13 protein-coding genes are annotated in these 14,295 nt (G+C 64.3%); 8 read left to right on the top strand and 5 right to left on the bottom strand.

Annotation, left to right across the window (positions count from 1 at the left end; all coding sequences use genetic code 11):
* Nucleotides 1-30: 30 nt before the first annotated feature.
* Complete coding sequence (locus F0311_RS07850; protein ID WP_223881205.1) at nt 31-2,319, bottom strand: transglycosylase domain-containing protein; 2,289 nt, start codon at nt 2,317-2,319, stop codon at nt 31-33.
* Nucleotides 2,320-2,427: 108 nt separating this feature from the next.
* On the opposite strand from F0311_RS07850, the gene F0311_RS07845 reads away from it, so the two are divergent.
* The 5 genes from F0311_RS07845 (at nt 2,428) to F0311_RS07830 (ending at nt 6,993) form a co-directional block, all read left to right on the top strand.
* A complete protein-coding gene (locus F0311_RS07845) occupies nt 2,428-3,669 on the top strand; it encodes a carboxylate--amine ligase (protein ID WP_150461390.1) in 1,242 nt (413 codons plus the stop codon).
* 8 nt (nt 3,670-3,677) lie between these two features.
* Nucleotides 3,678-4,955 (top strand): carboxylate--amine ligase, encoded by a 1,278-nt coding sequence (locus F0311_RS07840; RefSeq protein ID WP_150461389.1) that lies wholly within the window; start codon nt 3,678-3,680, stop codon nt 4,953-4,955.
* Nucleotides 4,956-5,119: 164 nt separating this feature from the next.
* Complete coding sequence (locus F0311_RS18015; protein WP_168888476.1) at nt 5,120-5,284, top strand: hypothetical protein; 165 nt, start codon at nt 5,120-5,122, stop codon at nt 5,282-5,284.
* 22 nt (nt 5,285-5,306) lie between these two features.
* Nucleotides 5,307-5,765, top strand: a complete 459-nt coding sequence (locus tag F0311_RS07835; protein ID WP_150461388.1) for a RidA family protein — start codon at nt 5,307-5,309, stop codon at nt 5,763-5,765.
* Nucleotides 5,755-6,993: a carboxylate--amine ligase gene (locus tag F0311_RS07830; protein ID WP_150461387.1), complete on the top strand. Its 1,239-nt coding sequence runs from the start codon at nt 5,755-5,757 to the stop codon at nt 6,991-6,993. Before F0311_RS07835 ends, F0311_RS07830 begins: the two co-directional genes overlap by 11 nt.
* A gap of 106 nt (nt 6,994-7,099) precedes the next feature.
* Here the strand turns inward: F0311_RS07830 and F0311_RS07825 are convergent, their stop codons facing one another.
* The gene (locus F0311_RS07825; protein WP_150461386.1) at nt 7,100-7,777 is read right to left on the bottom strand and encodes a Crp/Fnr family transcriptional regulator; all 678 of its coding nucleotides are present in this window, start codon (nt 7,775-7,777) and stop codon (nt 7,100-7,102) included.
* Nucleotides 7,778-7,867: 90 nt separating this feature from the next.
* Here F0311_RS07825 and F0311_RS07820 point away from each other — a divergent pair, with 90 nt between their 5' ends.
* The gene (locus tag F0311_RS07820) at nt 7,868-9,040 is read left to right on the top strand and encodes a MarP family serine protease (RefSeq protein ID WP_150461385.1); all 1,173 of its coding nucleotides are present in this window, start codon (nt 7,868-7,870) and stop codon (nt 9,038-9,040) included.
* 108 nt (nt 9,041-9,148) lie between these two features.
* On the opposite strand, the gene aroQ is transcribed toward F0311_RS07820, so the two are convergent.
* The 3 genes from aroQ to acs all read right to left on the bottom strand — a co-directional run bounded on the left by aroQ (nt 9,149) and on the right by acs (nt 12,047).
* Nucleotides 9,149-9,601, bottom strand: coding sequence for a type II 3-dehydroquinate dehydratase (gene aroQ / locus F0311_RS07815; protein WP_150461384.1), 453 nt, complete (start codon nt 9,599-9,601; stop codon nt 9,149-9,151).
* A gap of 71 nt (nt 9,602-9,672) precedes the next feature.
* Nucleotides 9,673-10,017, bottom strand: coding sequence for an HIT family protein (locus F0311_RS07810; protein WP_223881204.1), 345 nt, complete (start codon nt 10,015-10,017; stop codon nt 9,673-9,675).
* Between the two features lie 41 nt (nt 10,018-10,058).
* Nucleotides 10,059-12,047 (bottom strand): acetate--CoA ligase, encoded by a 1,989-nt coding sequence (gene acs / locus F0311_RS07805; protein WP_150461383.1) that lies wholly within the window; start codon nt 12,045-12,047, stop codon nt 10,059-10,061.
* A gap of 183 nt (nt 12,048-12,230) precedes the next feature.
* Between acs and nth the strand changes: the two genes are divergently transcribed.
* Together nth and F0311_RS07795 are read left to right on the top strand one after the other, a co-directional pair.
* Nucleotides 12,231-13,034 carry an endonuclease III gene (nth, locus tag F0311_RS07800; protein WP_396897427.1) on the top strand — a complete coding sequence of 268 codons (804 nt, stop codon included), beginning with the start codon at nt 12,231-12,233 and terminating at the stop codon, nt 13,032-13,034.
* Nucleotides 13,035-13,192: 158 nt separating this feature from the next.
* The gene (locus F0311_RS07795; RefSeq protein WP_191089814.1) at nt 13,193-14,002 is read left to right on the top strand and encodes an NUDIX hydrolase; all 810 of its coding nucleotides are present in this window, start codon (nt 13,193-13,195) and stop codon (nt 14,000-14,002) included.
* Nucleotides 14,003-14,295: the final 293 nt, after the last annotated feature.

Below are 14,295 nucleotides of genomic sequence, written 5' to 3'. Positions count from 1 at the left end.
CGGACCGCTGCTGCTCGAGTGCCGACAGGCTCAGTCGTCATCGTCATCGTCGCCGTTGTCATCGTCATCGTCGTCGTCGTCACTGTCCGAACTGCCGCTGCCGAGCTCGGAGGGGTTGTAACGGCCGGACCAGCCGGAGCGGCGCTCGCTGAACGGCGAGTTGGGCGAGGTGGTGAAGTCGCCGGTGGCCCGGGTGGGGGCTACCTCGCGCATGTAGTCGTACCAGAACGGGAAGGCGACGTCGCCGGCGTATTCCTCGGGAATGTTGCCGTGACAGGTTCTGTTCTCGATTGCGCCCTCTGGCCACATGCAATCATTGTCGTCCATACGGGTGATATAAGCGGTGGTGGAGATACCTTCGGTGTACCCCTGGAAGGACATCACAGACACACTTTCATGAGTACCGGTCTTCCCGGCCATCGGGAAGGGGGCGCTGCCGTCGCGCTGCTGGACGTATTGGTTCTGCTCGGCAACATTGATCAGCGTGTCATTGACCTGGGCAACCACATCTGGGTCCACTGCCTCATCGCAGTCCGTCTCGGGCACCTCATAGGAGTTGCCGTGGGCATCGGTGACCTCCAGCAGGGCGCGCGGAGCGCAGATGGTGCCGTCATTGGCGAATGCCGAGTAGGCCCGGTTCATCACCATGGGTGTGATGGAGGTGGAGCCCATCACAAAGGCGGGCTCATCGTGGCGCAGTGGGCCGACTTCTGTCTGGCCCTCGCTCACGCCCTCAATGCCCAGCCGGCTGGTCAGATCGGTAATGGCACAGATGTTCATGGCATGAGTGGTGGCCACGGTGGCGGTGTTGATGGACCAAAACAGGCCCCAGTCAACGCTCATCTCGCGCTCGGTGTCGTCCATGACGTTCCAGACATCCCAGCCGTCTTCATCCAACAGGCGGATATGCCCGGCAGGCTCACAGGAGGCCTCCCACTCACTGAGGTACTCGTAGTGCGTGGTATCAGCGGCCACCTGGTCATCCATGGAATTGCCCTCCTCCACCCAGGTGGCAGCCACGAAGGGTTTGAGGGTTGAGCCGCCTTGGAAGCCGATGCCGCCGTTATGGGATTGCCCGGCGTTGAGATTCAAAGAGGTTTCATACCACTCCCCGGGGTTGTCCTCCTCGAACTCCGAGGGGTTGTACTCAGTGGACTGCGCCATGGCCAGGATGTCACCGGTCTCCGGATCCAGGGAGTTCAGTACCGCAGCAGCGCCGGTGCCGGAGGGCCGGTGCTGCTCTACGGTTGCCTCGGCATGCTCCTGAAGCTCAGGATCCAGAGTGGTGATGATTCGCAGCCCCCCGCGGTGCAGCAGCTCAGTGCGCTCCTCGGCTGTCTCGCCGAAAGCGCCAAGCTGGCGAATCTCCTCTGCGGCATAGTCGCAGAAATACTGCGCGAAGTCTGCTGCGATGCAGCCACGCTCGTTGTTCATCTCCTCAGCCGGGCGCAGGGTCTCCGCAAGATCGATGCTGCGGGCCTCCTCGAACTCCGCTTCGGTGATGAAGCCCTGGGTGTACATGTTGCGCAGCACAGTGTTGCGCCGGTTCTCCGCGTTCTCCGGGTTGTGGTCCGGGCGGTAGTAGTTGGGCGCCTGCACGATGCCGGCCAGAGTGGCCGACTGTTGGGCATCCAGCTCTGCGGCCGGCACGCCGAAGTAGTACTGGGCTGCGGCCTCCACCCCGTAGTTCACCCCGCCGAGCATCACAATATTGAGATAACCCTCAAGGATCTCATCCTTGGTCATCTCCTGCTCCAGCTGTACGGCAAGCTTCATCTCGCGCAGCTTGTCGGCGTAGGTCTTCTCCTGGATGCCTGCAGCCAGGATATTGTCTGCCTCGCCACGGACCACCATGGCGTTGTTCAGAATGTTGTTCACATACTGCATGGTCAGCGTCGAAGCGCCCTGAGTCTGGGGGGACATCACATTGTTCACCGCAGCGCGGGCCACACCCTGGGCGTCCACCCCGCCGTGGTCGAAGAATCGCTCATCCTCAATGGCAATAATGGCATCCTGCATCTCCTGGGAGATGTCGTCCAGCGGCACCGGCACCCGGTTCTCCACGTAGAAAGTGGCGATCCAGGTCTCCCCGTCCCGGGCATACATATGCGAGGGAGTGGACAGCGGTTCCTCCTGCAGCTCCACCGGAACCTCATCAAGGATGTCGTGCCCGGCTGAGGCGGCAGCCCCCCCGGTGGCAGCAAGAGGGAACAGCAGGCCCGCGGCAAGCAGCCCACAGAGGGCACTGATGCCCAGGAAAGACATGATCTTGCCCACGGTGGTAGCCGTGTCAAAGAGGGGGGATTTCGCAGGTGCCATCCGGATTATGATATCGGGCCCGTCAAAACCTGGGGCAGATTTCTCTCAAGGCGTGGTTTAGGTGAGCCACGGGCGTCGTCGTATGTTCTCTGCGTTAGTGTGTTGCAAATGAGCGTCAGTCCTCGCAAGGCAGGGTTCCTGCCGGTGATCCTGGGAACCATGATCCACGGGTACACCCCAGCCCGCAGCTTCCACGAGACCTACGGGGTGAAGTCGGTGATGCTGGGCAAGTACAAGACCGGCTTCACCTGGGGCAGCAGCATCCTGGATATCGAGCTGCACGATGACATCAGTGAGGATGAGGGCTTCCTGCGGGTACTCACCCAGAAGGCCAGGCAGCTCAAGGCCACATACGGTGTGCCGCTGGTGCTGGTGCCCAGCAACGACATGTACGTGGAGCTGGTGGCCAGGCATGCCGATACCATCCGGCAGCACTATGTGTTCAACAGTCCCGACGAGACGCTGCGCTCCCAGATCATGGACAAGCAGGCCTTCTACCAGCTGGCCGCCCAGCACGGGATTGACATCCCCGCCACCCAGGTGCACCAGATGGGCGAGCCCTTCACCCTGGAGGTGGACCGGTTCCCGGTGATCATCAAGCCCGCCAACCCCAATCAGTGGTGGCTGAACCATCAGAAGATCGCCGGGCACCAGAAGATCTACCGGCTGAACTCCATCGAAGAGGTCCACCAGGTAGTGCGCGCCGTGGAGGCCTCCGACTACCGGGACAGCCTGATCATCCAGGAGTTCGTGCCCGGGGACGACAGCAGGATCTGGGATGCAGTGCTGTACCTGAACAGTGAGGCCAAGTGCGAGCTGGTCACCCTGGGCCAGGTGGCCCTGCAGGAGCACGAATCCCACCTAGTGGGCTCCTACACCGCCATCATCTCCAAATACGACGAGGAGCTGATGCTGAAGTTCAAGGAGTTCCTGGAGACCATCGGCTACACCGGGGTGGCCAATGTGGACATGAAATGGGATGAGCGCGACGGCGTCTACAAGGTCATGGAGATCAACTGCCGGCCCGGCCGCTCCAGCTACTACCCTGCTCAGATGGGCCACCCGGTGATGCAGTACCTGGTAGATGACGTGGTCTTCGGCCGTCGCAAGGGGCTCACTCTGGCCCAGGCGGACATCCTCTTCCGGGTGGTGCCCAAATACGTGCTGCGCAAATACGTCACCGACCCGGAGACCAGGGCCGAGGTGGACCGCCTGCTGGCCGAGGGCAAGGACACCAATCCGCTGGTCTACGCCAAGGACATCTCCCCGCGCCGCAACGCCTCCCTGCTGCGCCGATACCTGGTGCAGGGCCGCAGGTATGAGGCCACCACCTGGCGGCACGGGCTCTAAAGGCAGGTATGTCAGCAGTGATCCAGAAATACCGTGAGGTGGGGTTCGTCCCAGTCATCGCAGGGGCGGACACCGGGGCCTACGCCCTGGCCCGGGCCTTCCATGAGGCCTACGGAATCCCCAGTTTCAGCCTGGGCAAGGCCGAGCTGTGGATGATCCGCCACTCGGAGATTGTCCGCTACCTGCCGGTGGCCTCGGCCACAGATCCCGATGAGCTGCTCAAGGGGCTGGAGACTGCCGAGCTGGACCAGCTCCGTGAGACCGGGGTGAAGCTGCTGCTGCTGGGCTCCATGGATGCCACAGTGCAGGCGATCATCCAGCTGCGCGATGCCGGCCGGCTGCCGCTGGGCTTCGTGGCCCCCTATGTGGACCAGCAGCGGTTCGAGGCCGGAACCATCAAGCACAACTTCTCCGCACTGGCGCAGAGACTGGGGATCAATCACCCGGTGACCCGGATCGTAGACCTCGCCCAGCCGCTGGATACCCAGCTGCCGCTGAATATCAGCTTCCCGGTGTGGGCCAAGCCCTCCGATGTCTCAGCCTGGCTGCACATCAGCTTCGAAGGCCGCAAGAAGGTCCACCGGATGCAGACTCCTGAGGAGCTCCAGCAACTGCTCAGCGCCGCCGAGGAGGCCGGGTACCGGGGCAGCTTTGTGGTGCAGGAGGAGATCCCCGGCGATGACCAGCAGATGCGGGTGCTGACCTGCTACTGCGATGCCGACTCCCGAATCCGCTTCGCCTCCTACGGGGAGACCATCGTGGAAGACCACAGCCCCGCGTTGTTAGGCAACCCCTCGGTGATCCTCACCGGGCAGAACAGCCAGGCAGTGGAACAGGCCCAGCAGCTGGTCAGCGAGCTGAAATGGGTGGGGTACGCCAACTTCGATCTCAAATACGATCCGCGTGACGGCAGCACCAAGTTCTTTGAGCTCAACCCCCGGCTTGGCAACTCCAGCTACTACGTGACCGGCACCGGCCACAACCCGGTGACCTGGTACGTAGCGGACTGGATCCTCAATACCCTGCCCCCGGCCGCCGGCCAGCCGCCCCTGGAGACCACCGAGGAGACGGTCTACACGCTGCTGCCGAAGTGGCTGGCGCCCCGCTACGTCACCGATCCGCAGCGCCGCCGCCGGGTGGCGAAGCTGCTGCGCTCCGGTGGGGCTCGGAACCCGTTTTTCTATGCGGCCGACCGCAGCCTCCGCAGGCGGCCGCTGGTGCTGGCCGCACAGGCCAAACTGGTCAAGAAGTTCTTCACCTACTATCCGCCGCATAGGAGTCCATAAGGCGTGAAGGCCGGCAAAGCTCTGCCGGCCGAGAGGCGATTGAGCCGAGTGAAGACGCCAGCCTGCCCGCAGTCTTCTGAGGCGATTGAGAGCTGGGCACCGAAGGTGCCCCGAGGCAGCGCGAACTGCGCGCGCCGGTGGGACCAGCGCTGTAGAGTGAGGGCATGGCTGAACTGACACAGTGGGAGTACGCCACTATTCCGCTCATCATCCACAACACCAAGGGCATTCTCGACCAGTGGGGCGAGGACGGCTGGGAGCTGGTCACGGTGCTCCCGGGCCCCGACGGCAACGCCCCGGTGGCCTACCTCAAACGTCCTAAGCAGTAGTCCCGGGCAAGGAGAGTCTTCTATGTCTCAGGTCGAAGACCGTCTGGCCGCCCTCGGACTCACGGTGCCCGATGTAGTGCCCCCGGTTGCCGTCTACCACCCCGCCGTCGTCGTCGATCATGTCGTCTACGTCTCCGGGCAGCTGCCCCTGGTGGGCGGTGAACTTCCCGTGAAGGGCAAAGTGGGCGCCGAGGTCACCCCAGAACAGGCCTATGAGCTGGCCAAGCAGTGCGGGCTGAACCTGATTGCGGCCCTGAAGTCCGTGGTGGATTTGGACAGCATCACCCGGATCGCCAAGGTCGGCGGATTCGTGGCCAGCGCACCGGACTTCACCGGCCAGCCGCAGGTGATCAACGGAGCCTCCGAGCTGCTCGGTGAGGCCTTCGGCGAGGCCGGAACCCATGCCCGCAGCGCAGTCGGCGTACCGGTGCTTCCGCTGGACACCCCCGTGGAAGTCGACCTGATTGCCCATGTCAGCTGAGCACGGCTTCACCCCGGTCCTGATCGGCACCGACCTCAACGCCTACCACATGGCCACCGCCTTCCACGAAGGCTTCGGGGTCAAACCGCATGTGATCGGCAAGATGGCGCTGGGCTACGTGAGCTACTCCACCATCATCGAATCCATCACTCTGGTGGATGAGTTGGACACCGCCGAAGCTTTTCTGCCCGCCCTGCTTCAGTTCGCGAAGAAACATCATGACGACGCCGCCCCGCTTCTGCTGGTAGGCACCAACGACCAGTACGTGCGCCTGATCATTGAACACGCTTCAGCACTGGGGGAGCACTACCGGTTCAACTACCCCACCGCAGAGCTGCTGGAGACTCTCCAACTCAAGGAGCTGTTCTACCCCTTCGCCGAGCAGCACGGCCTGACCATCCCGGAGACCCACATCCACCAGGCTGGGGAGCCGCTGGAGGCAGAGAAGATCAGCCGCTTCCCGGTGATCGTCAAACCCAGTGACCCGGTGCAGTACAACCGCAATAAGTTCCAAGGCCAGGAGAAGATCTACCGGGTGTACTCGGCCGAGGAGCTGCGCGGCGTCGTCGACCGTGTTGAGAGCTCCGGGTACCGCAGCTCCCTGATCATCCAGGATTTCATCCCTGGCGGGGACACCTACGTGTACGAGTCGGACCTCTACCTGCATACCGACGGACGGGCGGAGTTCGTGAATCTGGCCCAGGTGGTGCTGCAGGAGCATGAGCCCACCGCGATCGGGAACTTCGCGGCAGTACGCTCCCAGTTCAACCGGGAGGTCATGACCCAGCTGAAGGACTTCCTGGAGGGCATCGGCTATACCGGGCTGGCCAATGTGGATCTGAAGTATGACGAACGCGACGGCGAGTTCAAGATCTTGGAGGTCAACACCCGCCAAGGCCGCTCCAGTTCGCACGCCACCGCCCAGGGGCACAACCTGGCCGGCTACCTGGTGGAGGATGTGGTCCGCAGGAACCCGTCATCGGAGTGCGTGTATGTGGATACCGAGATCCTCTACACCGTGGTGCCGCGGTCCATTCTGAAGACTTACGTTGACGACCCTGCAGTATTGGCGGAAGTGGATCGGCTCTATCGGGAGAAGAAGCTGCACACCCCGATGATCGCCCGCGCTGACCGGTTCCACCTCAAGCGGCGGGCCTGGGTGGCTGTCCGGGGCATTCGGTACAAGCGCAAGTATGCCAACGCCACGTGGGCTCAACAGGCTCATTGAGTAGCTGACTGTGCGAGCGGGCTATTCGAGCCAAGGAATTCGAGCGCGCCGCGGAGCACCGAGCGGAGCATGACCAGGGGCGAACCCCGCGACAAAAGCAGTCAGCTCAGCGGCTGCGCTGCTTGATGCGCTGGGTATCTAGAATCACCACGGCACGTGCCTCAAGCCGCAGCCAGCCGCGCTGCACGAACTCTGCCAGCGCCTTGTTGACGGTCTCGCGGGAGGCTCCGACCAACTGAGCCAGCTCCTCCTGGGTGAGCTCGTGGGCCACCAGGATGCCGTCGGGGGCGGGGCGGCCGAACCGGTCGGCCAGGTCCAGCAGCGCCTTGGCCACACGGCCGGGCACATCAGAGAACACCAGGTCGGCCAGGGACTCGTTGGTGCGCGTCAGGCGCTTGGCCAGAGCCTGCAGCAGCTGCACGGAGATCTCCGGGTTGGAGTTGATGATCTCCTTGAGGCTGTCATGCTTCAGCCCGGCCAGCCGTGTCTCTGAGACCGCGGTGGCGGTGGCGGTGCGCGGCGCGGGATTGAACAGCGCCATCTCACCGAAGATCTCGCCGGGGCCGAGCACGGCCAGCAGGTTCTCCCGGCCGTCCGGGGTGGAGCGGCCCAGCTTGATCTTGCCGGAGACGATGAAGTAGAGCTGATCGCCCTGATCGCCTTCGTGGAAGACCGAGGCACCGCGGGAGAGCTCCACCTCGGTGAGCTCATTGGTCAGTGCTGCGAAGACATCGTCGTCGAGCGTGGCGAACAGAGGAGCGCGGCGCAGCACTTCGAGATCCATAACCGTTCCATTTCTAGGGTGTGAAGTTGGTCATTATCTGTGGAATAGAAGTTACCAGGTTGTAGCCCTGTCAGGCTAACGTATGGTCTCGTGACTTTACTGGACGTGGCTCTTGTGCTGGTGGTGATTGGTTTTGTTGCGGCCGGATTTGCCCGCGGCGTCTGGTCCACAGTGGGCGGGGCGGCCGGATTCCTGGTGGGAGCTATCGCGGCTTTCTTCGCGATCCCTATTGTAGCTGCCTGGGTACCGGACCCGCTGTGGCGTGTGGTGGCGGTGATCGGGGCAGCCATTGTGCTGGTGGTGGCTGGGCACGCACTGGGCTCAGCGGCCGGGGCTGAGGTGCAGCGGATGTTCCGTTCGCCCACCCTGAAGACGGTCTCCTCGCTCATCGGTGCGGCGGTCAATCTGGTGGTGGCCCTCATTGTCATCGCAGCCCTGAGCTTTTCTGTGCAGGCCATGGGTTTTCCCCAGGTCAATCAGCACATGAAGCAGTCGGCGGTGCTGCAGGGGATCAACACCCTGATGCCGGACCGGGTGGAGGCGATGTTCGCCGATGTCCGCTCCACTGTGCTGGCCTCCGATATCCCTGAGCTCGCCCAGCTGCTGGTGCCCGAGGAGCCTGAAGCCCCCCAGGCCAGTGAGCTCACCGAGGCTGCGGCTGGAACTCAGCGCTCGGTAGCCCGGATCACCGGGGTGGCCCAGCAGTGCGGGCAGTCTCAGGCAGGTTCCGGGGTGGCGGTGGCCGCCGACCGGGTGGTCACCAATGCGCATGTGGTGGCCGGGGTCGCCGAACCTTCGGTGGAGCTGCCCGACGGACAGATCGGCACTGCCCGGGTGGTCTACTTCAACACTTCCAGTGACCTGGCGCTGCTGGCCGTGGACGGGCTCGACGCCGTCCCCGCTCGGGTCGGCGGCCCGATGGAGCCGGGGGATGCCGGCTTCGTAATGGGTTACCCCTCCGGTGGTCCGTTCTCGGCAGGATCAGCGGTGGTTCAGGCCCGGGACGTCTCTCAGGTCAATAACATCTACGGCAGCTCGCCCTCCGACCTGGAGATCTACCAGCTCAACGCTGATGTGCGTCAAGGAAACTCAGGCGGCCCGCTGGTGGACCAGGAGGGCCGGGTGGCCGGGATCGTGTTCGCCCGCGCCATGGAGGGAAACGCGGTGGGGTTCGCGGTGACGGCCGAGGCCGCCGGTGAAGTGCTCGCTGACCCCGAGTCCTTCACTGAAACGGTCTCTACCGGCCAGTGCGTCGACCGCTGAGCGGCCCTGTGCGAGCGACCCGCTGCGCTCCGCTCGGTCGCGGTACCCTAACGGCCCGTACCGCTTCTTCCCTGACATGATCCGCGAAGGGATCCTTCCGGGGTTCAGCTACGACCCGTTGCCAAGCAATTCTGCGAGATGCTCGACCGCGAAGCGGTAGCCGGTGATGCCGGCACCGGCGATCACTGCGCTGGCCAGTGGTGAGACGTAGGAGTGCCGGCGGAACTCTTCCCGGGCGTGCACATTCGACAGGTGCACCTCCACCACCGGAAGCCCCACCGCAGCCAGCGCATCGGCGATTGCCACTGAGGTGTGCGTGTAGGCAGCCGGGTTGATCACGATGCCGTCTGCGGTGCTGCGGGCATCCTGGATCGCATCCACCAGTTCGCCCTCGTGGTTGGACTGCGCAGTCTCCACCTCAAAGCCCAGCTGCCTCCCCGTTTCCCGGCACAGCTCGTTGATGTCCTCAATGGTGGCGGTGCCGTAGATCTCCGGCTCACGGGTGCCGAGCAGGTTGAGGTTCGGCCCATGCACAATCAGCAGCCGTCCGGTCTCAGTCATTATTCGCTCGCTTCCCACATGTCACTGCGCGAACCAGGGTGTCCCGGCTCGCTGTCTTGTCAGATTACCCCTCAGCGCAGGGCCCCGCTGTAGATGTGGATATGAAGGTGCTTCGAATCCTGATAGCGTCCGAGATTCGTGAGAACACCGGCTGCGCCATGGGCATCCTCTACCGAGCGGGCGACTGACTGGACCGTTCGAAGCAGTGCCCGGATATCTGCTTCCTCCTCAGCCTGCACAGCGGTTAGGGATCCGATATGGCGCTTGGGCACGACGACGATATGCACCTCCCAGAATGGCCGGGTGTGGTGGTAGGCGAGAACAAGCTCGTCCTCGTGCACCACCTCGAGCCGTTCAGGATGCGGAATGGCGAGGTCGCAGTAGAAGTCGGGGCCCGAGTACGCATCTATGTCCACCGGCTCAAACTAGCAGGTGGGAAGGACGCCTGGAGGGCAGGTCAGGACCCGTGCTTGGCGCGCATGTCCTCGGCGATCTTCTCCATGATGGAGGGATCGGCCAGGGTGGAGGCGTCGCCGACCTCGTCACCGTTGGCCACGTTCTTCAGCAGCCGGCGCATGATCTTGCCGGAGCGGGTCTTGGGCAGCTCGGGGACCACCAGCACATTGCGTGGCTTGGCGATCGGCCCGATCTCCTTGCCCACATGGGCCCTCAGTTCCTGCTCCAGGGCCTCATTGTCGCTGGTGGCCTCAGCGGCCGCGCCGGTGAGGATCACGAAGGCGACCACTGCCTCGCCGGTGGTGGCGTCCTTGGCGCCGACCACCGCGGCCTCGGCCACAGCCTCATGCGCCACCAGGGCGGACTCGATCTCGGTGGTGGAGAGCCGGTGCCCGGAGACGTTCATGACGTCGTCCACCCGGCCCATCAGCCAGATGTCGCCCTCGGCGTCATACCGGGCGCCGTCGCCGGCGAAGTACAGCTCGCCGAACCGGGACCAGTAGGTCTCCTTGTACCGTTCGGGATTCTTGTAGATTCCGCGCAGCATGGCCGGCCAGGGCTCCCTGATCACCAGCAGGCCGGCCTCGCCATTGCCCAGCGGCTTACCCTCCTCATCTACTACGCCGACCTCCACGCCGGGCACCGGAGTCTGTGCGGAGCCGGGTTTGGTGTGGGTGACGCCGGGCAGCGGGGCGATCATATGGGCGCCGGTCTCGGTCTGCCACCAGGTGTCCACGATCGGCGCGGGGCTCTCCTTGGGCGGGTTGTCGGGGCCGTTGTTGGCGCCGATCACCTCGCGGAACCACAGCCAGGCCTCCGGGTTGATCGCCTCGCCCACGGTGCCCAGCACGCGCAGGCTGGAGAGATCGTACTGGTCGGGGATCTCCCGCCCCCACTTCATGCAGGTGCGGATCAGGGTTGGAGCGGTGTAGAACTGGGTGACTTTGTACTTCTGCACGATCTCCCAGAGCCGGCCCTTATGCGGGGTGTCCGGGGTGCCTTCGTAGATCACCTGGGTGGTCCCGTTGGCCATGGGTCCGTAGACGATGTAGCTGTGCCCGGTCACCCAACCCACATCGGCCGAGCACCAGTAGACGTCCTGCTCAGGCTTGAGGTCGAAGCTGTCCCGGTGGGTGACCGCGGTCTGGGTCAGGTAGCCGCCGGTGGTGTGCAGGATGCCCTTGGGCTTACCTGTGGTGCCCGAGGTGTAGAGGATGAACAGCGGGTGCTCCGAGTCATGCGGCACATAGCTGTGCTCCGCGGACTGGCCCGGCACCAGCTCATGCCACCAGATATCGCGCCCTTCTTCGAAGTCCACGGACTCACCGTTGCGCTGGACCACCAGCACATGCTCCACGGTGTGCCCGGGGCGGGCTAGGGCGGTGTCCACATTGGGCTTCAGCGGTGAGGGCTTGCCACGGCGGTAGGAGCCGTCGGCGGTGACCACCAGCTTGGCCTCGGCGTCATCCACCCGGGAGCGCAGCGCATCCGAGCTGAACCCGCCGAAGACCACTGAGTGGATCGCCCCGATCCGGGCGCAGGCCAGCATGGTCACCACGGTCTCGGGGATCATCGGCATGTAGATGGCCACTCGGTCGCCCTTGGCCACGCCCAGGGACTCGAAGGCATTGGCGGCACGGGCCACCTCATCCTTCAGCTCTGCGTAGGTGATCTGGCGGGCATCTCCGGGCTCGCCCTCAAAGTGCAGGGCCACGCGCTCGCCGTTGCCGGCCTCCACATGGCGGTCCACACAGTTGTAGGCGGCGTTGAGCTCCCCGCCTACGAACCATTTGGCGAAGGGCGCCTCGGACCAGTCCAGCACCTCTCCGAAGTCCTTGTCCCAGCTCAGTGTGCTGCGGGCCTGGTCTGCCCAGTACCCGAGGCGGTCAGCTTGGGCGGCGTCGTACTTCTCTGCGGTGGCCACGGCACCAGCAGCGAAATCCGCACTCGGCGGGAAAGTCTGGACGCTCTCGTCAGGCGTGGTGGTCATGAAAATGTACCTCCTTGGGCAGACGGCTGTGTCTGTCCTCACAATAGCGTGATCCGGCCCGCTCAAGCGAGACAGCAATCGCGGAGTGATCAGGATCACCGATAAGCGGTCATTTTTGTGCCATGAGCGGTACCGGGACGGGAAAGCAGGACGACGCGCCCGACTGGCCCGGGTGGCCCTAGGATGGTGGAGATGGACACAGCAGTGCAGGACAAGACGCTCATCGGCAAGAAGCGCCGAGTCCGGAAGATCAACCGGATCCTGGGGGAGACCTACCCTTATGCGGTGGCGGAGCTGGACTTTGAAAACCCGTTCGAGCTGTTGGTGGCCACGGTGCTCTCTGCGCAGACCACTGATGTACGGGTCAATGCGATCACTCCGCAGCTGTTCGCTCGCTACCCGGATGCTCATGCCATGGCTGCAGCGGATGAGGCCGAGCTTTCTGAGTTCATCCGGCCTACCGGGTTCTACCAGGCCAAGACCCGTTCGCTGCTGGGACTCTCCAACGCCCTAGTGGAGGCACATGACGGGGAGGTGCCGGATGATTTGGATGAGCTGGTCAAGCTGCCCGGGGTGGGGCGGAAGACCGCGTTCGTGGTGCTGGGCAACGCGTTCGGTAAGCCGGGACTGACCGTGGACACCCACTTCGGCCGACTGGCCCGGCGGCTGGGGATGGCCGAGGAGACCGATCCGGTGAAGGTGGAGCGCGAGGTTGCGGAGCTGTTCGAGCCCAAGGACTGGACGGACCTGAGCCACAGGCTGATTTATCACGGGCGACGGACCTGTCATTCGCGGAAGCCAGCATGCGGGGCCTGCCCGGTGGCGCATCTGTGCCCCAGCTACGGGATCGGCGAGACCGATGCCGAGGCGGCCAGCCAGCTGCTGAAGTATGAGCTGGCTCCGGGCAGGCAGGAGCTGCACCAGAAGTTCCTGGCCGGCTACACCCGTCGCCAGCTGCAGGCGGAGGGATATCCGTTGCATGCGTGAAGTACTCGTGTTGGGCGTGATGGCCAGCCTCAGCGGGCCGAGAGTCGAGCGGGGTTCCCTGACGCGGCCCGCGGGATCGCTTCACGTTCGCACAGGTCCCGAACCTCAGGGGTCCGCCCCCGCCGGCGGGACCAGTGCTGCGGAGGGGTATCCGTTCGGTGCCTGAGAACCCCCTGCCCACGACCCACCAGGAGCTGACTGCTTCGCTGCGCGGACTGGTGCAGTTGGGCGCTGAGTACGCCGAGCAGAGCCCTGAGGACGCCGCAGCGGGGGTCTGGTGGTGGGGGATTCCCGCCAGTGAAGTGCACCAGCACGGCGCAGCGCCGCCCACCACCCGTGAAGCTGCGGTGCTGGCCTTGTTCTGGCCCACTCCGGAGGGGCCGCAGGTGCTGCTGACCGAGCGCAGCCCGGAGCTGGCCAAACATCCCGGACAGATCAGCTTCCCCGGGGGCGGGGCTGAGGAATTCGACTCCGGTCCGGTGGCCACCGCACTGCGTGAGGCTCAGGAGGAGACTGGGCTGGACCCCAGACGGGTCACCGTGATCGGGACACTGCCGGTGGCGCCTATCCGGATCAGCGGGTTCGTGGTGACGCCTGTGGCAGCGGTGGCTGAAGATCCCGGGGTGCTGGCCCCGCAGTCGGGCGAGGTCTCCCGGGTGCTGAAGATCCCGGTGGCTGACCTGGTGGAGCCTCAGCACCGGCACACCGCAGTAGTGGTGCACCGCGGCCCCCGGCTACCCTCACCTGCATACCTGCGCACTCCCGGCGGCCCACTTTCGGCCCCGTTGCCGCAGCCCTCACGCCCTAAGGCGCCCCAGTCGCGCCGCTCTGAGCCTCACGGGGAGCAAGAAGGCTGGTTCATCTGGGGGTTTACCGGCACGCTGCTGGACAGGATGCTGCACCGGTTCGGCTGGGAGCGTGATTGGGACCGGTCTAAGGAGATCGATCCCCGCCACTTTCGCCGCTGACTGCCTCTTGCCGGTATCCGCCTCTTGCCGCAACTCGCTCTCGCTGAGTGCGTGATCTGTGCAGCGTTTCGGGGTGTTTTGTGGCCAAACTGCTGCTCACATCATGCACTCAATGGCTTAGCCGCGGACTCTACCGCGCAACAATTATATCAAAGTAAAGGCCCTGGTGGTTCTGGTGGCCCTGGTGGTCCTAGGACCCTGGGATCGTAAGGTTTTCCCCAGGTGCCCGGGTGCGCAGTTCGACACGCCGCGGCTTCCACAGACTGTCAGTGGGCTGTCCCACAGGGCTGCGG

This window comes from Nesterenkonia ebinurensis, from assembly GCF_008711175.1.
Lineage (GTDB): Bacteria > Actinomycetota > Actinomycetes > Actinomycetales > Micrococcaceae > Nesterenkonia > Nesterenkonia ebinurensis.
The sequence above is the reverse complement of the archived record's forward strand: the minus strand, read 5'-3'. Positions and strand labels throughout refer to the sequence as shown.